Annotated in this window: 19 protein-coding genes and 2 tRNA genes; 9 read left to right on the forward strand and 12 right to left on the reverse strand. The window is 67.3% G+C overall.

Going from position 1 to position 25,856, the window contains the following annotated elements; translation table 11 throughout:
* Position 1: 1 nt before the first annotated feature.
* Together ABDJ85_RS07950 and ABDJ85_RS07955 are read right to left on the reverse strand one after the other, a co-directional pair.
* Positions 2-1,855 carry a tyrosine-type recombinase/integrase gene (locus tag ABDJ85_RS07950; protein ID WP_347704221.1) on the reverse strand — a complete coding sequence of 618 codons (1,854 nt, stop codon included), beginning with the start codon at positions 1,853-1,855 and terminating at the stop codon, positions 2-4.
* A 238-nt stretch (positions 1,856-2,093) separates the two neighbouring features.
* Positions 2,094-2,167, reverse strand: a tRNA-Gly gene (locus tag ABDJ85_RS07955).
* A gap of 106 nt (positions 2,168-2,273) precedes the next feature.
* Here ABDJ85_RS07955 and ABDJ85_RS07960 point away from each other — a divergent pair.
* Positions 2,274-4,847 (forward strand): ABC transporter permease, encoded by a 2,574-nt coding sequence (locus ABDJ85_RS07960; protein ID WP_347704222.1) that lies wholly within the window; start codon positions 2,274-2,276, stop codon positions 4,845-4,847.
* Between the two features lie 12 nt (positions 4,848-4,859).
* On the opposite strand, the gene ABDJ85_RS07965 is transcribed toward ABDJ85_RS07960, so the two are convergent.
* Positions 4,860-6,629: a DUF885 domain-containing protein gene (locus ABDJ85_RS07965; RefSeq protein WP_347704223.1), complete on the reverse strand. Its 1,770-nt coding sequence runs from the start codon at positions 6,627-6,629 to the stop codon at positions 4,860-4,862.
* 125 nt (positions 6,630-6,754) lie between these two features.
* Between ABDJ85_RS07965 and ABDJ85_RS07970 the strand changes: the two genes are divergently transcribed.
* From ABDJ85_RS07970 to serB, 6 genes are all read left to right on the forward strand, one after another.
* Positions 6,755-8,470, forward strand: a complete 1,716-nt coding sequence (locus ABDJ85_RS07970) for a diguanylate cyclase domain-containing protein (protein ID WP_347704224.1) — start codon at positions 6,755-6,757, stop codon at positions 8,468-8,470.
* Positions 8,471-8,732: 262 nt separating this feature from the next.
* Complete coding sequence (locus ABDJ85_RS07975) at positions 8,733-9,377, forward strand: choice-of-anchor J family PEP-CTERM protein (RefSeq protein WP_347704225.1); 645 nt, start codon at positions 8,733-8,735, stop codon at positions 9,375-9,377.
* Positions 9,378-9,458: 81 nt separating this feature from the next.
* The gene (locus tag ABDJ85_RS07980; protein ID WP_430765533.1) at positions 9,459-9,917 is read left to right on the forward strand and encodes a post-PEP-CTERM-1 domain-containing protein; all 459 of its coding nucleotides are present in this window, start codon (positions 9,459-9,461) and stop codon (positions 9,915-9,917) included.
* Positions 9,904-11,340, forward strand: a complete 1,437-nt coding sequence (locus ABDJ85_RS07985; protein WP_347704227.1) for a PA domain-containing protein — start codon at positions 9,904-9,906, stop codon at positions 11,338-11,340. Before ABDJ85_RS07980 ends, ABDJ85_RS07985 begins: the two co-directional genes overlap by 14 nt.
* Before the next feature lie 68 nt (positions 11,341-11,408).
* Positions 11,409-14,864 carry a transcription-repair coupling factor gene (gene mfd / locus ABDJ85_RS07990; RefSeq protein ID WP_347704228.1) on the forward strand — a complete coding sequence of 1,152 codons (3,456 nt, stop codon included), beginning with the start codon at positions 11,409-11,411 and terminating at the stop codon, positions 14,862-14,864.
* Positions 14,865-14,866: 2 nt separating this feature from the next.
* Positions 14,867-15,565, forward strand: a complete 699-nt coding sequence (gene serB, locus ABDJ85_RS07995; protein ID WP_347704229.1) for a phosphoserine phosphatase SerB — start codon at positions 14,867-14,869, stop codon at positions 15,563-15,565.
* On the opposite strand, the gene ABDJ85_RS08000 is transcribed toward serB, so the two are convergent.
* A complete protein-coding gene (locus ABDJ85_RS08000) occupies positions 15,535-15,759 on the reverse strand; it encodes an RNA-binding S4 domain-containing protein (RefSeq protein ID WP_347704230.1) in 225 nt (74 codons plus the stop codon). The two genes, serB and ABDJ85_RS08000, sit on opposite strands and share 31 nt — an antisense overlap.
* A gap of 30 nt (positions 15,760-15,789) precedes the next feature.
* On the reverse strand, positions 15,790-17,046 hold the full coding sequence (locus tag ABDJ85_RS08005; protein WP_347704231.1) for an MFS transporter: 1,257 nt from the start codon (positions 17,044-17,046) through the stop codon (positions 15,790-15,792).
* 69 nt (positions 17,047-17,115) lie between these two features.
* Here ABDJ85_RS08005 and ABDJ85_RS08010 point away from each other — a divergent pair, with 69 nt between their 5' ends.
* On the forward strand, positions 17,116-17,250 hold the full coding sequence (locus ABDJ85_RS08010; RefSeq protein WP_347704232.1) for a hypothetical protein: 135 nt from the start codon (positions 17,116-17,118) through the stop codon (positions 17,248-17,250).
* 56 nt (positions 17,251-17,306) lie between these two features.
* Entirely contained in the window at positions 17,307-18,137 is an 831-nt protein-coding gene (locus ABDJ85_RS08015; protein WP_347704233.1) for an AraC family transcriptional regulator, read from the forward strand.
* Position 18,138: 1 nt separating this feature from the next.
* On the opposite strand, the gene ABDJ85_RS08020 is transcribed toward ABDJ85_RS08015, so the two are convergent.
* The 7 genes from ABDJ85_RS08020 to cysS all read right to left on the reverse strand — a co-directional run bounded on the left by ABDJ85_RS08020 (position 18,139) and on the right by cysS (position 25,760).
* The gene (locus ABDJ85_RS08020; protein ID WP_347704234.1) at positions 18,139-19,710 is read right to left on the reverse strand and encodes an EAL domain-containing protein; all 1,572 of its coding nucleotides are present in this window, start codon (positions 19,708-19,710) and stop codon (positions 18,139-18,141) included.
* A 295-nt stretch (positions 19,711-20,005) separates the two neighbouring features.
* Positions 20,006-20,098 (reverse strand) — tRNA-Ser (locus ABDJ85_RS08025).
* Positions 20,099-20,142: 44 nt separating this feature from the next.
* Positions 20,143-21,414 carry an aspartate kinase gene (locus ABDJ85_RS08030; RefSeq protein WP_347704235.1) on the reverse strand — a complete coding sequence of 424 codons (1,272 nt, stop codon included), beginning with the start codon at positions 21,412-21,414 and terminating at the stop codon, positions 20,143-20,145.
* Positions 21,415-21,462: 48 nt separating this feature from the next.
* Positions 21,463-22,800, reverse strand: coding sequence for a tRNA lysidine(34) synthetase TilS (tilS, locus tag ABDJ85_RS08035; protein WP_347704236.1), 1,338 nt, complete (start codon positions 22,798-22,800; stop codon positions 21,463-21,465).
* Positions 22,769-23,740, reverse strand: a complete 972-nt coding sequence (locus ABDJ85_RS08040; protein ID WP_347704237.1) for an acetyl-CoA carboxylase carboxyltransferase subunit alpha — start codon at positions 23,738-23,740, stop codon at positions 22,769-22,771. The genes tilS and ABDJ85_RS08040 overlap by 32 nt, the downstream gene beginning before the upstream one ends.
* Positions 23,740-24,387, reverse strand: a complete 648-nt coding sequence (locus ABDJ85_RS08045; RefSeq protein ID WP_347704238.1) for a DNA-3-methyladenine glycosylase family protein — start codon at positions 24,385-24,387, stop codon at positions 23,740-23,742. Before ABDJ85_RS08045 ends, ABDJ85_RS08040 begins: the two co-directional genes overlap by 1 nt.
* On the reverse strand, positions 24,387-25,760 hold the full coding sequence (cysS, locus tag ABDJ85_RS08050; RefSeq protein WP_347704239.1) for a cysteine--tRNA ligase: 1,374 nt from the start codon (positions 25,758-25,760) through the stop codon (positions 24,387-24,389). Before cysS ends, ABDJ85_RS08045 begins: the two co-directional genes overlap by 1 nt.
* Positions 25,761-25,856: the final 96 nt, after the last annotated feature.

A 25,856-nucleotide genomic window follows, 5' to 3' on the forward strand; every position in this document is an offset into this window, starting at 1 on the left:
GCTAGGCGACCCCGACTTGCAGTGGGGTCCATTCGCTTTCCTTCACGGCTGTGCTCACTGCCATGACGAGTTTGTCGAGATTGCTGGCCGTCACGCCCTCCAGTGCCGAACGCTCCCTCAGCATCGAGCGCGGTTGCAGCAGTGCATGGTAGATCTGCCAAGGGTCTGCACCCCTGGTCAGCTTCAGGACGGACTGGATCAGCTCGTGCTTGAGTGGGTCGAGGTGCCAGTCCGGCACGCGCTGGCCGCGGTTGCCTACGTTCAACGCCAGCAAGTTGCCCGCCTTGATCTCGTAGCTGATCCACCTGCGGGATTTGCCCGCCATCTTGGCAAACGCAGCGACGGGAAGGTTGTGCGGCGCTTCGAAGACATCGAACAGCTCCATCCTCTCGCGCTGAATGTCCGAAGGCACCAGCGGCGCGGCCGATCGAGGGGGTGGAACCGCCGGCAGCCGATGCGCGGCGGCAGAAACCAACGGCATGGCGTCACCCGGCTTCGTCACGAGCAGGATTGGCGAAGCGGCAACCGGCGTGGAGGGTGCGCTTGCGGTTTGCTCACTCGGGAATGCGGGCACGCCTTCCAGATGCACGGTGAGCGGCATGCTGGCCGCCTCGACCTGGTTCTGCTCGAAGAGGTCGAGCCGATCGGCCCAGTCCTGCATCATGCGACGACGCTGCTCCACGTACTCGGCATGGTTGTAGGTCGCGCTGACCTTGTTGGGATCGACATGCGAGAGCTGTGCATCCACCCAGACCTTCGGGTAGCCGATCTCGTTGAGCGCAGTGGACATCGTGCCGCGGATACCGTGTCCGGTAAGGCGCTCCTGATAGCCCATGCGTTTGAGCGCACCGTTGAGCGTGTTCTCGCTGATGCGCTTCTTCAGGTCGCTGTCGTGCCGGAACAGGTGGCGCTGGGCCGGCTTGAACTCATCCAGCAGGTGCCGGACGATCTCCATGGCCTGAATCGACAGCGGCACGATGTATGGCGGGATGTCCTTCGGCTGCTGCCGCTTCTTGCGCATGTCCACCTGGAGTTGCTTTACGACGTCGGGCGGGATGATCCACAGCCCACGGTCCAGGTCGAATTGATCCGGCATCGCCTGTCGCAGCTCTCCGGTTCGCACGCCGGTCAGCAGCAATAGCCGCAGCCCGAGCTGGGTCTGCCGCCTGCCGCGATAGCTGCGCAGCCTCTGCAGCAGCTTTGGCAACTCGGCCATGCGCAGGAACGGGTTGTGGTTGACGGGCGGCAGTGGCAGCGCCACCACGTCGAGATCGGAGGCAGGGTTCTGCTCCAGGCCCGGCACGATCACCAGCGCGTAGCGGAACAGTTGGTTGAACCACGCCCTGACTTTCTCGGCGACGGAGAGCGCCCTGCGTTTCTCGATTCTGGCGATCACCTCCAAGAGGTCGGGACGCTTGATCTCATAGATCGACCGCTTGCCCAAGGTCGGCAACACATCCTTGTCGAAGATGCGCGGAAGTATCGAGAGGGTCGTCTGCCGGCCTTCCTTGAGGCTGAGCCCGCGATGCTTGAGCCACTTGCGATACACCGCCTCGAAGGTGTTTTCGTCGGCGAGTCGGACAGCGGTGCGCTTCTGTTTGCGGTGAACGCGGGGATTGATGCCTTTGGCCAGCAGGGCGCGCGCTTCATCGCGTAGGCTGCGGGCCTCGCGAAGCGTCACCTCCGGGTAGGTGCCGAGCGACATCCGCTTCTGCTTGCCCGCCCAGTAGTAGCGGAAGTGCCAAGTCCTGCCCCCTTCAGCCGTGACGGCCAGGGAGAGGCCATCCAAGTCAGGGAGGGTGTATGCCTTGCCAGTTGCCTTGGCCTGTCGAACGGCCAGGTCTGAGAGTGCCATGCTCTTGCTCCTGAATATGAGTCAGGAACCAGATGCTGGTCACGTCGACCTCGCCCCTCCATCAACAATCCGGAATCAGCCGCGCCCGCAAAAATGGACTTGTTTGTGGACTCAAAAGTCCCGGCTGTCGGCGGATCGAAGTGGACCTCGGCAGAACATCAAAGAGAGGAAAAGTCTTTGTGTGGCAACGACTTGCAGACTCTCTTGGACTTCTGCGGAAGTCCGCAGATTGATGCAGTGGAGCGGGTGAAGGGAATCGAACCCTCGTATGAAGCTTGGGAAGCTGCCGTTCTACCATTGAACTACACCCGCGAGGCTGCGAATTATAGGCAGGGGCTGACGGGCGGCGGGCTGGCCCGCAGGTGCCGGTGCGGATGACTTCCGTGGGGTCTTGCGGGCGCCGCCTACAGTGCGCGCCATGAGTGAACAAGCGACTGGCGCGGCCGCCCTCCCGACCACGTTCAAAGCCCCATCGGTCTGGCGACTGGCGCTGCGGCAGTTGTGGCGCGACTGGCGGGCTGGCGAGCTGCGTCTGCTGGGTCTGGCGGTGCTGCTGGCCGTGGCCGCCGCCACGGCAGTGGGCTTTTTGTCGGACCGGCTGGACCGCGGCCTGAAGCGCGACGCGGCGCAGCTGCTGGGCGGCGATGTGGTGGTGGCCAGTGACCAGCCCACGCCGGCCCCGCTCGAAGCCCTGGCGGCTCAGCACGGGCTCAGGCTCTCACGCACGGTCACCTTCCCGAGCATGGCGCGACTGCCGGACGACCTGGGCGGGGACACCCGGCTGGTGTCGGTCAAGGCCGTGGATGACAACTACCCGCTGCGGGGCCAGGTGAAGCTGTCGGAGCCTCCGGCACCCAAGAGCCGCCAGCCGCAACCCGGCGAGGTGTGGGTGGACCCGGCGCTGATGCAGGGCCTGGGCCTCAAGCTGGGCGACACGCTCTGGCTGGGTGACAGCGAGTTTGCGGTGGCGGGGGTGATCGACGTCGAGCCCGACCGGGGTGCCGGCTTCATGAACTTCGCGCCGCGCGTGATGTTGAACAGCGCCGACCTGGCGGCCACAGGCCTGATCCAGCCGGCCAGCCGCGTCACCTACCGCATGGCCGGCATGGGCCCGCAGGCCAAGGACTTTGCCAAGGCAGCGCGTGCGGCGATTGAACAGCAGGCCGTGCGCGGTGTGCGACTGGAATCGCTGGAGGCCAACCGCAGCGAGATGCAGCAGACGCTGGACCGCGCGGGCAAGTTCCTGCGCCTGGTGGCGATGCTCTCGGCCTTGCTGGCCGCCGTGGCGGTGGCGCTGGCCGCGCGCGACTTTGCAGCCCGGCATCTGGACGACTGCGCGATGCTGCGCGTGCTGGGCCAGCCGCAGCGCCGGATTGCGGCGGTCTATGCGCTGGAGTTCATGCTGGCCGGGCTGCTGGCGGCGATGGCGGGCGTGTTGGTGGGCTTGATCGCACAACAAGGCTTTGTGGCGCTGCTGTCGGGCCTGGTAAGCGCCGACCTGCCCGCCCCGGGCGCCCTGCCCGCCGTGCTGGGCTTGGGGCTGGGCTTGGCCCTACTGGTGGGCTTTGGCCTGCCGCCGGTGTTGCAGCTGGCGGCGGTGCCCGCGATCCGCGTGATCCGGCGCGACTTTGGCGCGCCACGCGCCAGCGGCTTGATCGTGGGCGGCCTGGGTGTGGCGGGCCTGGCCGGCGTGCTGGCCTTGATTGCCGATGACTGGATGCTGGGCGGCATCACGCTGGCGGGCTTCGGCATCGCGGCAGGTTGCTTTGCGTTGCTGGCGCGGCTGTGCGTGGCCCTGCTGCGCCGCAGCCTGCCACGCGGCGGCTCGGCTGCCGCCTGGCCGCGCTGGCTGCTGCTGGCCACCCGGCAGGTCAGTGCGCGGCCGGGGCTGGCGGTGGTGGAGGTGACGTCGCTGTCACTCGGCCTGCTGGCGCTGGCCTTGCTGGTGCTGCTGCGCACGGACCTGATCGACGCCTGGCGCTCGGCCACACCGGCTCAGGCGCCCAATCGCTTCGTGATCAACATCCAGCCCGACCAGGCAGCGGCCTTCCGCGGCGCGCTGAGCCAAGCGGGCGTGAAGGACTTTGACTGGTACCCGATGTTCCGGGGCCGGCTCTCGGCCATCAATGGCGAGCCCATCAAGCTCGACGCCTACACCGACCCGCAAGCCCGCCGCCTGGCCGAGCGCGAGTTCAACCTCAGCCACAGCGCCCAATTGCCAAGCCACAACCAGGTGACGGGCGGCCAGTGGGTGGACGACGAAGCCGGCGGCCTGAGCGTGGAAGCGGGCCTGGCCAAGACCCTCGGGCTCAAGCTGGGCGACAGCCTGCGCTTCGATGTGGCCGGCCAGGCGCTGGAGGCGCGCGTCAGCAGCCTGCGCAAGGTGGAGTGGAGTTCGATGCGGGTGAACTTCTTCGTGCTCTTTCCGAATGCCGAACTGGCCAACATCCCGTCCACCCACATCGCCGCCTACCGCGTGCCCGGCGATGCGGCCGCCACGCGCGAGCTGGACCGCCGCCTGGCGCGCGAGTTCCCGAACATCACCGCCATCGACGTGACGGCCCAGCTCGATCAGGTGCAGGGCGTGATCAACCAGGTGATCCAGGCCGTGCAAGCGCTCTTTCTGTTCACGCTGGCCACGGGCTTGATCGTGCTGCTGGCGGCGCTGGCGTCCACCCGTGAAGCCCGGGCGCGCGAGTTTGCGTTGATGCGCGCGCTGGGCGCCCAGGCCCGCTTGCTGCGCCAGGTGCAGCGCGCCGAGCTGCTGGGCGTGGGCCTGCTGGCGGGCGTGCTGGCCGGCGGCTCGGCCACCGTGATCGGGGCGCTGCTGGCGCGGCGCGTGTTCGACTTTGCCTGGCAGCCCTCGCCCCTGCCCTTTGGCCTCACGGCCGGGGCTGGCGCGGCGCTCACCCTGCTGGCGGGCTGGTGGCTGCTGCGCGGGGTGTTGCAGCGGCCGGTGGTGGCCTCGCTGCGCGCGGCGACGACGGAGTAGAGCCGTCAGCTCCTAACGCCTGCTTCGCACCCACTCCCGCACCAGCACGCCCAGCACGTCCAGCGGCACCTGGCCGGCGCGCAGCACCACGCGGTGGAAGGCCTTGATGTCGAAGCGCTCGCCCAAGGCCGCTTCGGCCTCGCGGCGCAGGCGGCGGATCTCCAGCTCGCCCACCTTGTAGCCCAGGGCCTGGCCCGGCATCACCAGGTAGCGCTCGACCTCGGCCACCACATCGCTCTCGGCCAGGGAGGAGTTGTCGCGCATGTAGCGAATAGCGCGCTCGCGGCTCCAACCCTTGGCGTGCAGGCCGGTGTCCACCACCAGGCGCATGGCGCGCAGCATCTCGTCCGACAGGCGGCCGTACCACTGGTAGGGGTCGGTGAAGAGGCCCAGCTCCTTGCCGAGGCTCTCGGCATAGAGCGCCCAGCCCTCTGAGTAGGCGACGTAGCCACCACCAAAGCGGCGGAAGGCCGGCAATGCGGTGTCCTCCTGCGCGATGGCGATCTGGAAGTGATGCCCGGGCGAGGCCTCGTGCAGCGACAGCGTCTCCATGCCGAAGAGCGGCTGCGCCCGCAGGTTGAAGGTGTTGATATAGAAGATGCCAGGCCGTGAGCCATCAGCTGCGCCGGCCTGGTAGGACGCACCCGCTGCGCTCTCGGCGCGGAAGGCTTCCACCGGCTTGACCTCGTAGTCGGACTTGGGGGCGATGTCGAAGAGCTTGGGCGTCAGGGTGTTGATGCGCCGCTGCAGCGCCCGGTAGCCCTCGATCAGCGCTTCGGGCTCGGTGGCGTAGTAGCGAGGGTCGTCCTGCAGGTGGGCGAAGAAGGCCTTGAGGTCACCCACAAAACCCACCTGCCGGCGCACCTGCTCCATCTCGGCACGGATGCGCGCCACCTCGCGCAGCCCGGTCTGGTGGATGACCTCGGGGCCAAGCGCCGTTGTCGTCATCTGCTGGACCATGTAGGCGTACCAGGCCTTGCCATCAGGCAGGGTGGACCAGCCGGTGCTGCGCCGCGCCCGGGGCACGGCCTCGTCGCGCACGGCGTCGTGCAGGCGGCGGTAGGCGGGCAGCACCTCGTTGCGCAGCACCTCACGGTAGGCGGCGGTGAGCCGCTCGCGGTCAGCGGCCGAGATGCCATCGGGGAACTGCCGCAGCGGCCCCCAGAAGAGGCTCTTCTCGGGGTCCTCCACGGCCAACTCGGCCAACTGAGCCTGCACCTTTTGCATGATGAAGGCCGGCTGGCTGACGCCACGCTTCAGCCCCAGGCGCAGGTCCTGCACCATGCCATCAAACAGCGGCGGGATGGCGCGCAGGCGGGCCAGCCAGTCCTCGTAGTCCCGCGTGCTGCGGAAGGGCTGGATGGAGCCGCCACTGCCCATCTGCGCGAGAAAAGACGGCATGCCGCCGAACTGGTTCAGCGGCATCTGCCAGTCAGGAAAGCGCTCGCCGCGGATGTCGGACACCAGCTCGCGCTGCAGCATCCGCCAGGACACCTGCTCGCTGGGCTCCAACTGCTCGGGCTTGAAGCCGCGCAGCTCGCTCAAGGATGTGCGCAGCAGCTGGCGCTGCTCGGCCCGCCAGGCCTCCGACGCCGTGTTGGGCAGCAGCGCGTTGTAGCGCGGGTCACCGATCGACGTGGCCAGCACGGGCTGGCGCTGCAGGGTCTGCTGCCACTGGCGCTCCAGCCAGCGGTTGAAGGCTTCACTCTGCGGTGCGGCCCAGCCCGGAGCCTGCACGCCCGCAAGCACCACCAGGACAGCCAGGAACATCCGTTTGCGCATCGCGCCATCTCCATCAGTGATTGCCAAGACACAGGGCTGCCGAACACCTCGAATTCGATCGCCCGGCCGCCCATTGTTTACTGCATAGGACAATTTCAGATTCACTGCCCCCCGGACACCCTCCCATGTTCACCCGCCACGGCATGACCCTCCGCGCCCTGCTGACCATTCCCTATCTGGGCCTGGTCCTGGGTTTGGCTGCCGTGATCGGTGCTCTGTCCTACGCCTCGGGCCGCGAGGCCGTGAACACGCTTTCAGCCAAGTTGCTGACCGACACGGTGCTGCGCATCGAGCAAGCCATTGCCAAGCACGTGTCGGGGTCCGAGGCGGTGCTGGAAGCCGCCTTCCCCACGGGCATGACCGCCCCGCCCGACATCGAGGCCGACCTGCCGCAGCTGCGCACGCGCTTCTGGCTGGCCACCTCGGTACACCGCGACCCCAACAACTACGCCTACTTCGGCGACCGGCACGGGCGCTTCTTCGGGCTGTGGCGGTATTCGGCGTCCGAGGCCGAGCTGCGGCTGCGCCTCAAGGGCGAAGGTGCGCGCGCGATCCGGCGCTTCGAGGGCATCAACGGCGCCCTGGCTGCGCCCACGACCGAGAGCCGCATCTACGACCCACGCGAGCGGCTCTGGTTCAAGGCCGGGCAGTCGCAGGCCAATGCCTGGACGGCCGTCTACATCGACTTCAAGACCGAAGAGCTGGTCTGCACCCGCGCCAAGCGCGTGCTCGGCACCGAAGGCCAGTTCGAGGGCGTGGTCGCCACCGACCTCTCCCTGCTGCAGATCAACCAGTTCCTGCAAAAGCTGTCCATCAGCCAGCGCGGCCTGGCCATGGTGGTCGAGCCCAATGGCGACCTGATCGGTGTCTCGCGCGGGCCCAACCTCAAGCCTGGCGCTGAGGGCCGCCCCACCCGGCTGAACGCCGCCGAAAGCGCCGACGCCTTGGTCCGCGCCACCTACGCGCGCACCCAGGCGCTGCTGGCCCAGGGCGGCGCCGACGGCCCCCGCACCGCCACCCTGACCGACGAAAACGGCGACGCCGTGGAAATGGGCTTTGCCCGCATCAGCGACGACGCCGGCCTGGACTGGATCGTGATGGTCGCCGTCCCGCGTGACGACTTCCTGCACTCCATCACCCGGAACTTCTTCATCACCCTCGCCGTCGCGCTGCTCTTTGCGGCCGGCACCACCGTCATCGGGCTCTCGGTGCTGAGCACCGTGCGGCATCAGTTGCTCAAGTTTGCCGAGGCCGCGCGGCGCATTGGCGATGGCGACATGAGCACCCCACTGGCCGTGGAGCGCCGCGACGAGCTGGGCGAACTGGCGCGCAGCTTTGCCACCATGCAGACGCGCCTGCTCACCGACACCCTGACGGGCCTGGCCAACCGCGACGCGCTGCTGCGCCGCATCGAGGAGCGTGTCAGCCACCAGCGCCGGCGGCAGGACGCCCGGCCATTTGCCCTGCTCTTCATCGACCTGAACGAGTTCAAGTCCATCAACGACCGCCTCGGCCACGACGTGGGTGACCGCGTGCTGCAAGAGTTTGCGACCCGCCTGCACGCCACCGTGCGCCAGCAGGACCTGGTGGCGCGTTATGCGGGCGACGAGTTCGTCGTGCTGATCGACAGCGTGGACAGCCGCCGCGAAGCCGAAAGCCTGCGCGACCAACTGCGCCGCCTGCTCGAGCAGCCACTGCAAGCGCTGGCCAACATCGAAGGCGCCCCCGACAACGCCGGCGGCGCCGTGGGCCTCGCCCTCTTCCCCGAGGACGGGCAGGACTGCGACACCCTGCTCAAGCGGGCGGATGCGGATATGTACGTTGAGAAAACGCGCTACTGAAGTCCCCCCGATTCCCCAGGCATGCCTGACGGCCACTGCCCAGGCCCGGGCGGTGGGCTAAGGGTTTCTTCTTGGTCTGCCCTAGGGGGCTAGCACCCCCCTTGGTCGAGGGGGATGTGCCTTCGTTAGATCTAACCTTTCGTGACGCATTACGCATAGGCTAGATCTTCTGCGCACGGGTAACCCCCGTGCCCGGATTGCAGCGATCGACCGATCTCGACTGGCTGGCGAGCGCTTCTCCAACAACCACTGAGGTGATCTCATGTCCATCAAACGACGCCTGTGTACCGGCTTGGCCGCGATTGCACTGGCAGCTTCCGCGCAAGGCGGCGTCTTGTATTCCGAGGGCTTCGAAGACTTGGCAAGTTCAGGCTGGACGCTGACCAATCTGAGTTCCCCTGCTGGCGAATCCTGGTTCCAGGGGACTCCGGACATATTCCAGGCGCATGCAGGTCCCACCAACTCTTATGCGGGCGTCAATTTCCTTAGTGCGAAGGACGGCTCGGGGACTTTGTCCAACTGGCTGATCAGCCCGGTGATCTCGTTGGGAAGCAGCGCCAGCCTGAGCTTTTTCGCGCGGGGCGAGGCTGCGGATGGCTTTGTTGACACCTTCAATGTGTACTTCGGCGACGGCGCCGGACTCGACACCAGCGCCTTTCAGCTGCTTGGCACGCTCACCGCGTCGCAAAAGGGTTGGGAAGAGTTCCTGGTGAACTTGCCTTCGGCATTGACCGGCCGCATTGCCTTTGAATACGCCGGCGACGCTGCGATCGCCGACTACGCCGGGATCGACACGGTGACTGTCAGCAGCCGCGGCACCGTGCCTGAGCCCATGAGCCTGGCTCTGAGTGGCGTTGCGCTGCTTGGCGCCGCGGCCGCACGACGCCGCTCCGGCAGGCAAGCCTGAGCCCGCGCCCCAAGTGCTCGACGCATCCGTTTTGGTCCACCCATCAAAGGATTCGAAATGAAATCAGAGATCCAGGCGCTTATGACCAAGTGCCCTCCCCGTCTTGCCCTGCCGCTGCTAGCGCCGCTTGTGCTGGCTGGCGCTGTGTTGTCTCAGCCAGCCTTCGCAGAAGAAGCTGCCTTGCGCGTGGTGCGCGACGCTGAGACCGGCATGCTTCGCGCCCCGAACGCCGCCGAAATCGCTGCGCTGGACGCTGCCAGCAAGGTCCTCGCAGCCAGCAGCAGCACGTCCACACGAAAGGCCGCCGCGGCTGTGACGACTTCGTCCACTCGCGTGGACGTCCTGCCCAATGGCGCCAAGCGCGTGATGCTCGGCACCGAGCACCACGCCTACTCCGTCGCCACAAAGACTGCCGATGGAGGCATTGATTTCAACTGCGTTCAGGGCGAGCAATCTGCGATCGCCAAGACCCTGGCGCCGATGAAGGCTACCCGCTCGGTGGCGCCCCACGACAAGGAGCACGCCCATGACTCGCAGTGACCTGATTCGGCCGCTTCGTGTGGTCAGCGCCCTGCTTCTGGCAGCCAGCGCATTTTTCAGCCAGGGCAGCCAAGCGGCCGTCACGATCATCATCAACAACTTGAACGGCCCAGGCGTTGGCTTCAACGACCCGACGCCAGCCGTTCCAGTCGGCGGCAATCCCGGCACGACGCTAGGAGCGCAGCGGCTTTTCGCCTTCGCTTACGCCGCCAATCTGTGGGGGGCGACGCTCACGTCTGCCACCCCCATCGTCATCAACGCCCAGTTCGTTGCACTGAGCTGCAACGCCAGCAGCGCAGTGCTGGGTAGCGCTGGCGCGACGGAGGTGTTCTCGGATTTTCCGTCCAGCCCCAAAGCCGGAACCTGGTACCCCTATGCGCTGGCAAACAAGATCGCGGGTGTCGATCTCGATGCAGGGTCGCCGCAGATTAACGCCCGCTTCAACGCCAATCTCGGCCAAGCTGGTTGCTTGACAGGCACCACGTTCTACCTGGGCGTCGATGGCGCCCACGGGGCCAATGTCGACTTTGTTGAGGTTTTGCTGCACGAGATGGGCCACGGCCTTGGTTTCCAAACATTCACCAATGGCAGCACTGGGGCTCAGTTCGTGGGGGTTCCGTCGGTCTGGGATCACTTCCTGATGGATGGGAACACCGGCAAGGTCTGGAAGGACATGACGGATGCCGAGCGTGCCGCCTCTGCCATCAGCGTGGACAAGCTCGTCTGGAGCGGCCCCCTGGTGAACGCTGCAGCCCCGGGCGTGCTTCGTGTCGGCAATCCGGGCGTCTTCGTCGGTGGAAGCACCGCAGGGGCGACGGCCGGCTTGCACGCCGTGGGAGAAGCCTCATTTGGCGCTTCGCTGATGACCCCAGTCGCGGGCAAAGTCATGCCCATCACGGCGGGCTCGGGCTTGTCTGACGCTTGCAGCACGTTCACGCCGACCCAAGCGCTGGCGGCCAAGAACAATGTGGCGCTGGTGATCCGTGGCACTTGCGCCTTCACGATCAAGGTGAAGAACGCACAAAACGCCGGTGCAATTGGCGTGCTGGTGTCTGACAACGTGGCTGGCGGCCCTCCTCCTGGGCTAGGTGGCTCTGACCCCACCATCACCATCCCGGCGGTTCGCATCACGCAGGCAGACGGGCTGGCGTTGCTGGCTGCCACGGCCACGCGCTCGCGCACGAGCTCGGGGGTGCTGGCCACCATCGGGCTGTTTGGCACCAACGTGGCGGGCATGGATGCGTTCCGACGCATGCTGATGTATGCACCCAACCCGTTTGAGCCGGGCTCGTCGGTTTCGCACTTCTCGACCGTTGCCTCGCCCAATCTGCTGATGGAACCGGCCATCAACGGCGATCTGACCCAGAGCGTGACCGCGCCCAAGGATCTGACCCTGATCCTGCTGAAGGAGATCGGCTGGTAATCACCCCAGACCGGCTTCCTACAATCACGACAGCCCCGCCTTCGGGGCTGTTTTCATTTGTGCGCTCGATGCTGTCTCCCAAGCTCCCCGCCCTCGCTCCGGGCAAGAAGTACACCGTCCCACGCCCCGTCGGCTCGGCCGATGCCTTGTTGCTGGCCCACTTCGCCACGCAGCAGGCTGGCCGGCTCACGGCCATCGTCACGGCGGACCCGGCGGACACGCAGCGGCTGGAGGCTGAGCTCAAGGTCTTTGCGCCAGGCTTGCGCGTGGCCGTGTTCCCCGACTGGGAGACCCTGCCCTATGACAGCTTCAGCCCCCACCAGGACCTGATCTCGGAGCGGCTGGCCACCCTTTGGGCGCTGCTGCAATCGCAGCGCGAGCACAGCGTCGATGTGGTGCTGCTGCCCGCCACCACGGCCCTGGTGCGGCTGGCGCCGCCGAGCTTCCTGGCGGCCACCACCTTCCATTTCAAGCAGAAACAGCGGCTCGACGAGGCCTCGTTCCGCGCGCAGCTGGTGCTCGCCGGGTACTCCAATGTCTCGCAGGTCGTGCAGCCGGGCGAGTACGCGGTGCGCGGCAGCCTGATCGACCTCTTCCCCATGGGCTCGCCCCAGCCCTACCGGGTGGACCTGTTCGGCGACGAGATCGACTCCATCCGCACCTTCGACCCCGACAGCCAGCGCAGCCTCTACCCAGTGCCCGAAGTGCGCCTGCTGCCGGGGCGCGAGTTCCCGATGAGCGAGCCGGCGCGCAAGCTCTTCCGCGAGCGCTGGCGCGAGAAGATGGACGGCGACCCCACCAAGGCGCGGCTCTACAAGGACATGGGCGAGGGCTTTGCCGGCGGCGGCATCGAGTACTACCTGCCGCTGTTCTTCGAGCAGACGGCCACCGTCTTCGACTACCTCGGCGCTGGTGCGGCGGTAGCGCTGCACGGCGAGGTCGATGAAGCGATTCAGCGCTTCTGGTCCGACACGCGCGACCGCCACCGCCTGCTGCAGCACGACCCCGAGCGGCCCATCTTGCCGCCGGCCGACATCTTCCTGGGCGCCGAGGAGTTCTTCGGCCTGACGCACCCGCACGCCGTGCTCTCAGTGCGCGGCAAGGAGCCCACCGACTACGCCCGCCCGCTGCCCGACATCAGCGTCGAGCGCGGCGCGCAGGAGCCGCTGGCCCGCCTGCAACAGCACCTGCAGTCCACCCCGCACCGCGTGCTGCTGCTGGCCGAAAGCGAAGGCCGCCGCGAGAGCCTGCTGGAGCAGTTGCGCGACAGCAAGATCGACCCGCCCTCGTGTGCGGGCATTGAGGACTTTCTTGCGGGCGACGAGAAGTTCGCCATCACCGCGGCGCCGCTGGCCGAGGGCTTCCATTGGGTCGATGGCGATCAGCATTTGCAGCTCGTCACCGAAACCGAGCTCTACGCCACCGCGCCGGCCACGCGGCGCCGCCGCAAGCAGGAGCAGGTCAGCAGCGTCGATGCGCTGATCAAGGACCTGTCCGAGCTGAAAGTCGGCGACCCGGTCGTGCACATCAACCACGGCATCGGCCGCTACCAGGGGCTGATGAACATCGACTTGGGCGATGGGCCCAGCGAGTTCCTGCACCTGGAGTACGCCGACAAGGCCACGCTCTACGTCCCCGTCTCGCAGTTGCATCTGATTGGCCGCTACACCGGCGTCTCGGCTGAAGAAGCTCCGCTGCACCGCCTCGGCTCCGGCCAATGGGAAAAGGCCAAGCGCAAGGCCGCCGAACAGGTGCGCGATGCAGCGGCCGAGCTGCTCAACCTCTACGCCCGCAGGGCCGCGCGTGAGGGCCACGCCTTCCGCTACTCGGCGCACGACTACGAGGCCTTCGCGGCCAGCTTTGGCTTCGAGGAAACGCCCGACCAGCGCGCGGCCATTCACGCCGTCATCCAGGACATGATCAGCCCCAAACCCATGGACCGCCTGGTCTGCGGCGACGTGGGCTTTGGCAAGACCGAGGTGGCGCTGCGCGCGGCTTTTCTCGCCGTGATGGGCGGCAAGCAGGTGGCCATCCTGGCGCCCACCACGCTGCTGGCCGAGCAGCACTACCAAAACATCGCCGACCGCTTCTCGGCCTGGCCCGTCAAGGTGGCCGAGATGAGCCGCTTCCGCTCGGCCAAGGAGATCAAGGCCGCGCTCGAAGGCCTGGAGGCCGGGCACATTGACATCGTCGTCGGCACGCACAAGCTGCTCTCGCCCGACGTCAAGTTCGCACGCCTTGGGCTGCTCGTGATCGACGAGGAGCACCGCTTCGGCGTGCGCCACAAGGAGGCCATGAAAGCCCTGCGCGCCGAGGTCGATGTGCTCACGCTCACCGCCACGCCCATCCCGCGCACCCTGGGCATGGCGCTCGAGGGCTTGCGCGACCTCAGTGTCATCGCCACCGCGCCACAGCGGCGCCTGGCCATCAAGACCTTTGTGCGCGCCGAGAGCAGCGGCACCATCCGCGAGGCCGTGCTGCGTGAACTCAAGCGCGGCGGCCAGGTCTACTTCCTGCACAACGAGGTCGAGACCATCGAGAACCGGCGCCAGAAGCTGGAAGAGCTGATCCCCGAGGCGCGCATCGTCGTCGCCCATGGTCAGATGCCCGAGCGCGAGCTGGAGCGCGTGATGCGCGAGTTCGTGGCCGGCAAGCACAACGTGCTGCTGTGCTCGACCATCATCGAGACCGGCATCGACGTGCCCTCGGCCAACACCATCGTCATCAGCCGGGCCGACAAGTTCGGCCTCGCGCAGCTGCACCAGCTGCGTGGCCGCGTGGGCCGCAGCCACCACCAGGCCTATGCCTACCTGATGGTGCCCGACCTGCAAGGCCTGACCAAGCAGGCCGCCCAGCGGCTCGACGCCATCCAGGCCATGGAGGAGCTGGGCTCGGGCTTCTACCTGGCCATGCACGACCTGGAGATCCGCGGCGCCGGCGAGGTGCTGGGCGAGAACCAGAGCGGCAACATGATGGAGATCGGCTTCCAGCTCTACAACGAGATGCTGGCCGAGGCGGTGCGGGCGCTCAAGTCCGGCCGCGAGCCCGACCTGCTCTCGCCCACCGGCGTGTTCGGCGGCACCACCGAGGTCAACCTCCACGCCCCCGCCCTGCTGCCCGACGCCTACTGCGGCGACGTGCACACCCGGCTCTCGCTCTACAAGCGCCTGGCCAGCGCCGACAAGGCCGAGCAGATCGACACCATGCTCGAAGAGATCACCGACCGCTTCGGCAAGCTGCCGAGCCAGGGGCAGACCCTCTTCGACCTGCACCGCCTGCGCGTGCTGGCCAAGCCCTATGGCGTCATCAAGATCGACGCCAGCCCGGCCATCATCAATGTCAACTTCCGCGCCAACCCGCCCATCGACCCGATGCGCGTGATCGACCTGGTGCAGAAGAACCGCAACATCAAGCTCGTCGGCAACGAGAAGCTCCGCATCGAAAAAGCCCTGAGCAACCCGCAGGACCGCGCCCAAGCCGTGCGCGAGGTGCTGCGCCTGCTCGGCCAACCCAAGCCCCACTGACCATGACCGCCATCGTCCTGCGCCCCGGCCTGCAACTGCCGCCCCTCGCCCACTTCAAGCTTGCCGCCTTCGACATGGACTCGACGCTGATCAGCATCGAGTGCATCGACGAGATCGCCGCCATGGCCGGCAAGGGGGCCGAGGTGGCCGCCATCACCGAGGCCGCCATGCGCGGCGAGATCACCGACTTCAAGGAGAGCCTGCGGCGCCGCCTGGCGCTGCTGGTGGGCACGCCGGCCAGCGTGCTGGACCGGGTGCTGGCGGAGCGCCTCAAGTTCAACCCCGGTGCGCGCGTGTTGTGTGCGGGGCTCAAGGCCGCCGGGCTCAAGCTGGTGCTCGTGTCGGGCGGTTTCACCTTCTTCACGGCTTTCGTAGCCCGCGAATTGGGCATGGACTACGTGCGCAGCAACGAGCTGGAGATCGTGGACGGCGCGCTGACCGGCCGCGTCGTCATGCAGGCCTGGGGCGACATCTGCGACGGTGCAGAGAAGCGCCGCATGCTGCTGGAGTGCTGTGCGGCCATCGGCTGCTCACCCAGCCAAGCCATGGCCGTGGGCGATGGCAGCAACGACTTGCCGATGATGGGCGAGGCTGGCCTCTCGGTGGCCTACCACGCCAAGCCCAAGGTGCGTGAGCAGGCCATGGTGGCCATCAACGAAGGCGGGCTGGATCAACTGCTGGCGCTACTGCCCAGCACCTGAACCTGCTGCCCCGCAAAGGCCACCTGCTGGCCGGCGCGGATCTTGGCGGTCTTGCGCAGCTCCAACTGCCCATCCACCTGCACCTCGCCCTCGCTGATGCGCATGCGCGCCTCGCCACCACTGCTTACCAGCCCCAAGGCCTTGAGCAGTTTGTCGAGTTCGATGTAGTCGCCACGCAGTTCGAGTTGGAGCATTGAGCAGGTGTCCGGCAAAGCGCGGAATTGTCAGGCTGCCTTGCGCCGCGCCACGCCCAGCCCCACCAAGGCGGCCGAGCTGATGCCCGCGCACAGCGCCAGCGCCGAGCCTGCGAACACGCCACCGGCCATGCCGTGGTCCAGCACCCAGCCAAAGATGGGGGCGCCGATGGCAAAGCCGATGTCGAGGCCCGAGTACACGGTGCCATAGACCCGGCCCGTGGCGCCGGGCGGCGCCGCGCGCTTGATCAGCATGTCGCGCGAGGGGCCGGCCAGCCCCGTGCCAAAGCCCGCCACCGAGGCCAGCAAAGCCGCCGTCACGCCGCTGAGCCAGCCCGTGGCCACCAGGGCCAGCATCACCGCCGCAAAGGCCATGGCCGCCGCAATGATGCGCTCCAGCGGGAAGCCGCGCCCCACCACAAAGCCGCCCACCAGCATGCCCGCCGCGCCGGCCAGCATGTAGCCGGTCACCACATAGGCGCCCTGGGCCAGCGGCAGGCCGTAGAGCTGGTTCAGCGCCGGCGCCGCAAAGCTCTGGATGGCGGTGAGCGCCATCGTGGTCCAGAAGAAGAACGAGAAGCACAGCCACACCGAGGGCAGCTTGAGGAAGGCGAGCGGGTGCTCCTCCTTGGCGCCCGGCGCTGCCTTGGCATGGCCCCAACTGCCCAGGCGGTCGTCAATCGCCGACCGGCCCAGCCACAGCACGCCCAGCACCACCAGCGCCACCACCGCCGTGCCCGCATAAGCTGCACGCCAGTTGCCCGCGGCATTCATGAGGCCGATGGACAGCACCGGCGCCACCGCCCAGCCGATATTGCCGCTGATGCCGTGCACCGAGAACGCATGCCCCAGCCGTGCGGCCGAGACCCGCTTGTTCAGGATGGTGAAGTCCGCCGGGTGAAAGGGCGCATTGCCCACCCCGGCCAGCAGCGCTGCCAGCCAGAGGCCCGCAAAGCCCTGCGCCAGCCCCGCTGCCACCGAGGCCAGCGCAAAGCACAGCATGGCGGCGAACAGCACGGGCCGCGCCCCGAGCCGGTCCACCACAAAGCCGGCCAACGCCTGGCCGGCGCCCGAAACGATGAAGAAGGTGCTGACCAGCAAGCCCAGCTCCGAGTAGCTGAGCCCGAAGTCGTGGATGAAGGCCGGGAACAGCGGCGGCAACATCATGTGGAAGAAGTGCGAGGTGCCATGCGCCAGCCCGATCAGGCTGATGGTGGCCAGGTCGCGCCGGCGCTGGCTGCCGCCGTCATCGTCGGCCAGCGGGTGCGGGAGGGTGGTCGTGTTCATGTCACCAATGTAGGCAAGGCAGGCTCGGCCAAGTTACGATGATTCGACAACTGCGTGTGAATTTCGGTCATGGCCTCCACACCCCGCCGCATCGGTCCGAGAACCAGCCACCCGCCGGCCAACCCCGCCCAGTTCCAGCCCACGCCCGAGCGCCCGCTGCGCGGCAAGGCGCGCGTGGTGGTCGTGTTCATGTCACCAATGTAGGCAAGGCAGGCTCGGCCAAGTTACGATGATTCGACAACTGCTTGTGAATTTCGGTCATGGCCTCCACACCCCGCCGCATCGGTCCGAGAACCAGCCACCCGCCGGCCAACCCCGCCCAGTTCCAGCCCACGCCCGAGCGCCCGCTGCGCGGCAAGGCGCGCGTGCTGGACCACCACGAGGACATCTACCCCCACCACCACGACTGGGGCCAACTGGTGCTGTCCGTCAGCGGTGCCGTGCGCGTCAACACCGAGCACCACACCTTCATCGTGCCGCCCTCACGGGCCGTCTGGATCCCGCCCAACGTGACCCACGCGGTCACCACCATCGAGAAAGCCCACCTGCGCACGCTCTACCTGCACCACGGCCAGCTCGACGGCGAGGCCTGGCAGCGTGACCGGGTGCTGGAGGTCTCGGGCCTGCTGCGCGCGCTGATCCTGGAGCTGAGCGCCCTGCCCGACCCGGCCCCAGACCCTGAGCCCGAGGAGGCCGCCCGCCAGCTCGACATCAGCCGCCTCATCGTGCGCGAGCTGCAGCGCGCCCGCCCCTTGAGCCTCGGCATCGCCCTGCCCCGCGACGCCCGCCTGCGCAAGCTCTGCGAGGCCATGCTCGAATCGCCCAGCCGGCAAGACAGCTTCGAGGCCTGGGCCGCCGAGGTGGGCGCCAGCCCCCGCACGCTCTCGCGCCTGTTCCGCGAGGAGCTGGGCACCAGCTTCGCCCAGTGGCGCTCCCAGATGCTGCTGGCCCACGCCCTCACCCTGGCCGCCCGCCGCCGTCCCATGAGCCACATCGCCAGCGAGCTGGGCTACAACAGCGCCAGCGCCTTCTCGGCCTGGGTGACGCGGACGGTGGGCATGCCACCGAGCAAGTTCTTCGCTGAGGCCTGAGCTAGCTGCCCTGAGCCTCAAGCCCCGCCACCAGGTCGGCCCAGGGCATGGGCTTGGCATAGAGCCAGCCCTGCGCAAACTGCACGCCCTGCTCTCGCAGGTACTGGGCCTGCGCTTCGGTCTCCACGCCTTCAGCAATCATCTGCAGCTTCAAGGACTTGGCCATCTCGATGATGTGGGGCACGACCTGGCGCGTGTCTGCGCCGGTGCCGATGGTGCAGACAAAGGCTCGGTCGATCTTGAGGTAGTCCAGGTCCAGCTGCTCCAGGTAGGACAGGCTGGAGTAGCCGGTGCCAAAGTCATCAATGGCCACCAGCAATCCCAGCTCATGGAGCTGCCGGATGGTCCGCCCAGCCCGCTTCGGGTCTGCCAGCCCGCGCTCGGTGGCTTCAACCAGCAGCTGCCCGCGCCGCGCGCCGGTGGCGGCCGCCAGCTCGTGCAGGCGCGCAGCGGTGGCGCCATCATGCAGGTCGGCCACCGAGAGGTTGAGGCTCAAGTGAAAGTCGGGCCAGCGCTCAAAGAAGTTGCCCGCGTCAGCCCCAACCAGCTCGATCACGCGCGCGGTGATGCGCTTGATCAGCCCCGTCTCCTCAGCCACCGGAATGAAGACGTCGGGCCGGATCAATTGCCCGCCCGGGCGCTGCCAGCGGATCAAGGACTCAGCGCCCACCCAGCGCCCGGTCTGCAGGTCAACGATCGGCTGGTAGACCATGAAGAATTCGCGCCGCTTCAGCGCCGACCGGATGACCGCCGGCATCGCCAATTGGGCGCGCGTCAGGGCCATCAGCGCCCAGGCCAGCACGAGGCCAGCCACCACGCCCAGCGGCACCAGCACCTGGGCGACCGCACGCGTGCGCTCCTCCAAGTCGGCCACCGGCAACGCCGCAATCGCCCCGAATTGGTAGCGCTTGGATCGCACCACCGCCACCACATGGCCACCGTCAACAAAGGTTCGCGCCTCGCCCACACGCACCGCCGCCAACCACGTGTCGTCAATCCGCCCCCGCGAGGTCAGCGGCTGCAAGTCGCCAAGCGGAACACTGGCGAGCGCCAGATCCTTCACGTCGCTGGTGATGTCGATCGGCAAGTCCTTGTGAACGATGGCCGCATAGCCACGCCACTCAACCACCAGGAACTTCATGCCACCCGCGAAGGGCAGTTCGACACTGCGCCGCAGCTTGCTGCCGTTGGGCTGCACGAGGTCCACCGGCCCCAAGTCCAGCGGCTCGTTGCCTGACGCAAGCGAGGAGCACACCAGCACATTGCCCTCAATGTGGCCGATGGCCTGGATATAGCTGGATCCGAGATCGATGCGCCGCATCATGGTCACACGCTCGGTCGAGCAGGGGTCCTGGGCCGGGATGGCAAGCAGCGCCTTGATACCTGTGGCGATCTGGTCCGCCGTCGCCTCGGACCGCGCAATCACGTCGCGCGCAAAGCTCATGGTGCGCGCACTCACACTCTGCTCCGCCTGGCGATGGGCCAGATAGAGCGAAGCCGCAATCGGCAAGGCCACCGCCGTCAATCCAGCGACGACAGCCACGAACCACTGCACCTGCTTCCTGGTCAGCACCCACAGCTCCAGTGAGATTCCAGAACTTGCGGCCCACACCCACCTTGGCGCCCCGATCCCACCGCAAGACCAGAGCATTCTGCGCGTTGCGGCCACGAAACCATCCGGGAGTTTCCTGGCTTGGCGGCTCCGAGGGGTCGCGTTTCTAGTCTTGGCGGAACCGGAGGGCCGAACACGGACCGAGCGAGCACCGCTCGCGACGCCGTGTGAGGGCTGAAGCGCGTCTCGCGCGCTTCGGCCGGAAATCCCGACCTCCAACGAAAAACGCGACCCCGAGGGGTCGCGTTTCTAGTCTTGGCGGAGCCGGAGGGATTCGAACCCTCGATGCAGGTTTTGCCCGCATACTCCCTTAGCAGGGGAGCACCTTCGGCCTCTCGGTCACAGCTCCAAAGAAGCGCGCATTCTATACGACGCGCGCCCTCGTCCCGAGAATCAGGCAGCGGCCGGCGCGTCCAGGTCGAAGGCCTTGTGCAGGGCGCGCACAGCCAGCTCCATGTACTTCTCGTCGAGCACGACCGAGGTCTTGATCTCGCTGGTCGAGATCATTTGGATGTTGATGCCCTCTTCGCTCAGCGCGCGGAACATCTTGCTGGCCACGCCCACGTGCGAGCGCATGCCGATGCCGACGATGGACACCTTGCAGATCTTGGCGTCGCCCAGCACCTGCGCGGCGCCGGTGTCGGGGCCGACCTTGTTCTGCAGCAGGTCGAGCGCGCGGCTGTAGTCGTTGCGGTGGACGGTGAAGCTGAAGTCGGTCTTCCCGTCGTGGCTGACGTTTTGGATGATGACGTCCACTTCGATGTTGGCGTCGGCCACGGCACCGAGGATCTGGTAAGCGATACCGGGCTTGTCGGGCACGCCCAGCAGCGTCACCTTGGCCTCGTCACGGTTGAAGGCGATGCCCGAAACGACGGCTTGTTCCATGTTTGTGTCCTCTTCAAAAGTGATCAGCGTGCCGGACTTGGCCTCTTCGTTGATGTCGATGTCCCAGGGCGTGAAGCTGGAGAGCACGCGCAGCGGCACGCGGTACTTGCCCGCGAACTCCACACTGCGGATCTGCAGCACCTTGGAGCCCAGCGAGGCCATCTCCAGCATCTCCTCAAAGGTGATGGTGGACAAGCGCCGCGCCTCGGGCACCACGCGCGGGTCGGTGGTGTAGACGCCGTCCACATCGGTGTAGATCAGGCACTCGTCGGCCTTCATCGCGGCCGCCACGGCCACGGCCGAGGTGTCAGAGCCGCCACGGCCAAGCGTGGTGATGTTCTTGTTGGCATCCACACCCTGGAAGCCCGTGATCACGACGACCTTGCCAGCGGCCAGATCGGCGCGCACGCGCTGGTCGTCGATGCTCTCGATGCGGGCCTTGGTGTAGGACGAATCGGTGGCGATGGGCACCTGCCAGCCGCTGTAGCTGACAGCCTCCATGCCTTCGGCCTGCAGGGCCAGGGCCAGCAGCCCGACCGAGACCTGCTCGCCAGTGGAGGCGATCATGTCCAGCTCGCGCATGGCGGCGGCCGTGTTGGCATTGGGCATCAGCTCCTTCGCCAGGCCCAGGATGCGGTTGGTTTCGCCGCTCATGGCCGAGGGCACGACCACCATCTGGTGGCCGGCACGCGCCCATTTGGCGACGCGCTTGGCGACATTGCGGATGCGCTCGGTCGACCCCATCGAGGTGCCGCCGTATTTGTGAACGATGAGTGCCATGTGTTTTGCGAAGGCTGCGGAGCGAGACTCGCTCGCAAACCCTCGATTTTATTCACTCGGGCTCGCCGCCCCTTCGCCCTGAGGCAAGTCTGGGTCCGCTTGCCATTCGATGAAGAAGCGCGGCTGGCCCGGCAGCTGGCTGGCCCGGGCATCCAGCCCCAGGCCCGGGGCGTACAGCAAGTGCTCGCCGAGTGACAGCAAAGGGCCGCCCCGTTGGCTGGCCGAGAGGGCTGCGCTTTGGTAGGCCTTCTTCAGTGCCCGAGCGGTGCTGCGCGGGGCGGACTGGAACTGTTCCCCCCCCACACGCGCGTGCTGGCGCAGCGCACGCAGGCACTCGGCCGGGACCCCGCCATGCTCCGTCGCCGCCACACGCCAAACGCCGCCCCAATCGGGCTGCGGGTAGCAACCCGGCTGGGACAGGTCGAGCAGGCGCTCAGTGCCTTGCAGCGATTCAGACTGAGGCCGCCATTGCAGTTGCCCTCGGTAGGCCTCCAGCCAGCCACCGGGCGCGGGCCAGCGTGCCGAGGCGGCAGGTGCGAGTTCTCGCACCAGTCGCTGAACCAGGCTCGCTGGGGCCTGCCCGACCTGCTCTGCCAGCCAGGCACGCAGCGCATTGCTGGCACGCGCCGGCGTGAGGCCGGCCCAGGCGGCCAGATCTAACGGGCCAGCCGGCGCCACCACGCCCAAATCGGCCTCGGCCACCTCTTCGGCCAGGTGCAGCGCTTGCTGCGCCCAGACGGCGGACTGCGCCAACCCCGCCTCGGCCTCGGCAAACGCAGCCCAATGCTGGCGCAAGGCATTGCGGGCAAAGCGCGGGTCGGCATTGCTGGGGTCTTCGATCCAGCGCAGGCCATGTTCGTGCGCATAGGCCTCGATGCGCTCACGTGGCTGTGCCAGCCAGGGCCGGGCCCAGCAAACGCCGTCGCGCCACTGGGCGGCCGGCATCGCCGCCTGCCCGGCCAAGCCAGCCCCGCGCATGGCCTGCAGCAACCAGGTTTCGGCCTGGTCGCGGCGGTGGTGAGCCAGCAGCAGCAGGTCGGCGCCAGCGTCCAAGCTCATGGCCTGCAGGGCGGCGTGGCGGCCTGCACGGGCCCAGGCTTCGATGCTCTCACCGGGCGCTGGCTTGCCGCTCAGTTGGACGCTGGCAAAGCCGACGCCCAGCGCTGCAGCCTGCGCGCGGCAATGCACCTCCCAGGCTTCGCTGGCCGCTTGCAGCCCATGGTTGACGTGCAAGGCCAGCACACGCCGCCCCCCGCAGGAGCGGGCGGTGGCATGCAGCAGGGCGGTGGAATCGAGGCCGCCGCTGAAGGCGACGGCGATGTCAAAGCCGCCGCATGGCGCGGCGGCGGGGGGCTCAGCGGGCCTTGGTGTCGCCGAACCGGCCATAGGCCTGCAGCCGCTCATAGCGGCGGTCCAGCAGTTCGCGGGTCTTGAGATCGCTGACCTGGCGCAGCGCATCCGAGAGCGCGCGCTTGAGGTTGGACGAGGCCTGCTTGGCGTCGCGGTGGGCGCCGCCCACAGGCTCGTTGACGATCTTGTCGATCAGGCCCAGCGCCTTGAGGCGGTGGGCCGTAATGCCCAGCGCCTCGGCGGCTTCAGAGGCCCGCTCGCTGCTCTTCCAGAGGATGGAGGCGCAGCCCTCGGGCGAGATCACCGAGTAGGCGCTGAACTGCAGCATCAGCACCTGGTCGGCCACGCCGATGGCCAGGGCGCCGCCCGAGCCGCCTTCACCGATCACGGTGGCGACGATGGGCACTTCGAGCTGGGCCATCTCCAGGATGTTGCGGCCGATGGCTTCGCTCTGGCCGCGCTCCTCGGCACCAATGCCGGGGTAGGCACCCATGGTGTCGATGAAGGTGAACACGGGCATGCCGAACTTCTCGGCCAGCTTCATCAGGCGCAGGGCCTTGCGATAGCCCTCCGGGCGGGGCATTCCGAAGTTGCGCAGCGTGCGCTCCTTGGCATCGGCGCCGCGCTGGTGGCCGATGATCATGCAGGACTGACCATTGAAGCGCGCGATGCCGCCCACGATGGCGGCGTCGTCGGCAAAGTGGCGGTCGCCGTGCAGCTCGGTGAACTCGGTGAAGACCTCGGCGCAGTAGTCGAGGGTCTGCGGACGCTGGGGGTGCCGGGCGATCTGGTAGACCTGCCACGGCGCCAGGTTGGCGTAGACGTCTTTGGTGAGCTGCTGGCTCTTCTTGGACAGCCGGTCGATCTCTTCAGAGATGTCCACGGCTGACTCGCTCTGTACATAGCGCAGTTCGTCGATCTTGGTTTCAAGTTCGGCGATACCGCTCTCAAACTCGAGGAAGTGTTTTTTACTCATCAGTAATCCACTGGCAGCGGGTCGAGGCTGCGCCAAATGTACCAAACCGCCACCGAGCGGTAGGGGGCCCAGGCCTCACCCACCTCGCGGGCTTCGGCGCGCGACACCGGCTCGCCCGAGAAGTAATTGAGGCTGATGCCCTTCATCAGGCCCACATCGTCCAACGGAAGTACGTTGGGGCGCATCAGGTGAAATATCAGGAACATCTCGGCCGTCCAGCGGCCGATGCCGCGGATGGCGACCAGTTCGTCAATGATGGCTTCGTCGTCCATCTGCGCCCATTGGCGCACATGAACCTGGCCAGCGTCGAAGTGAGCGGCCAGATCGTGCAGGTACTCGACCTTGCGGGCCGAGAGGCCGGCGCCGCGCTGCTCGTCGACCCCAAGCTTCAGGACCTGCGCCGGCTGCAGCTTGCCGGGCATCAGGCCGGCCCAGCGGTCCCAGACCGACTGCGCGGCCTTGACCGAGATCTGCTGACCGACGATGGAGCGCGCCAGGGTCGCAAAGGCATCGCCCCGGCTTTGCAGCCGGGCCTCGCCGAACTGGGGGATGAGCTTCTTGAGCACACGGTCACGGCGGACCAAGTGCTTGCAGGCGTCGTCCCAGTAGTCGGGCGTGACGCCCGCTTCGCTTCCCTTGGGGGCCATCAGCTCTTGACCCAGGTGGTGCCCGTCGGGCCGTCCTTGAGCGTCACGCCCTTGGCCGTCAGCTCGGCGCGAATGGCGTCGGCCCCGGCAAAGTCGCGCGCAGCCTTGGCGGCCGCCCGGGCGGCGATGCGCTCCTCGATCCAGGCGGCATCGTCGGCACTGCCGCCACCTTGCAGGTAGGCCCGCGGGTCGCCCTGCAGGATGCCGAGCACCGCGCCCAGCGCCTTGAGCAGCCCGGCCTGTGCGGGCGCGCGATCGCGATTGACCTCATTCGCCAGATCGAACAGCACGGCCAGGGCCCCCGGCGTGCCGAAGTCCTCGTCCATCGCGGCCTTGAAGTCGGCTGCCGGGCCTTGGGTCCAGTCGACCTGGACCTCGGCGGGCGGCACGGCGTCGAGCGTCGTGTAGAGCCGGGTCAGCGCCACGCGGGCGTCTTCCAGGTGGCTGTCGCTGAAGTTGAACGGCCGGCGGTAGTGCGTGCGCAGCATGAAGAAGCGCAGGGTCTCGCCGTCGAACTTGGCCAGCACATCGCGGATGGTGAAGAAGTTGCCCAGGCTCTTGGACATCTTCTCGCCATCGATATTAAGGAAGCCGTTGTGCAGCCAGTAGCGCGCAAACGGATAGCCAGCGCCCTGGCTCTGGGCGATTTCGTTCTCGTGGTGGGGGAACTGCAGGTCCTGACCACCGCCATGGATGTCGAACTGCTCACCCAGCACCGCGCAGCTCATGGCCGAGCACTCGATGTGCCAGCCGGGCCGACCGGCACCGTAGGCGCCGTCCCACTTGGCGTCGGCCGGCTCCTCGGGCTTGGCGGCCTTCCAGAGCACGAAGTCGAGCGGATCGTGCTTGGCGCCGTCCACGGCAATGCGCTCGCCAGCCCGCAGGTCATCGAGGCTCTTGCCCGAGAGCTTGCCGTAGCCGTCGAACTTGCGCACCGCGTAGTTCACGTCGCCGTTGTCGGCCCGATAGGCCAGGCCACGGGCTTCGAGGCGCTCGATCAGGGACAGCATCTGCGGCACGTACTGCGTGGCGCGCGGCTCGTGGGTGGGGCGCTCAACGCCGACCTTGGCGAAGTCTTCATACATCGCCTCGGTCATCTCTTCGGTGAGCTGGCGGATGGGAATGCCCCGCTCCAGCGCGCGCTTGATGATCTTGTCGTCGATGTCGGTGATGTTGCGCACGTAAGTGACCTGGAAGCCGCTGGCCTTGAGCCAACGGTAGACCACGTCAAAGGCCATCATCATCCGCAGATGCCCCATGTGGCAGAGGTCGTAGATGGTCATCCCGCAGACGTACATACCGACCTGGCCGGGCACGAGGGGTTGAAAATCTTCGACGGCTCGGCTCAGCGAGTTGTAGACACGCAGGGACATCGCAAGGGGGAGGGGGATGTGGGGGCGAAGGCCCCAAAAACGAAAGCCGCGCAGACGCGGCCCATAGAATGAAATCCAGTATAGCGGGCCACCCCC

This window comes from Roseateles paludis (assembly GCF_039872745.1).
GTDB lineage: Bacteria > Pseudomonadota > Gammaproteobacteria > Burkholderiales > Burkholderiaceae_C > Pelomonas > Pelomonas paludis.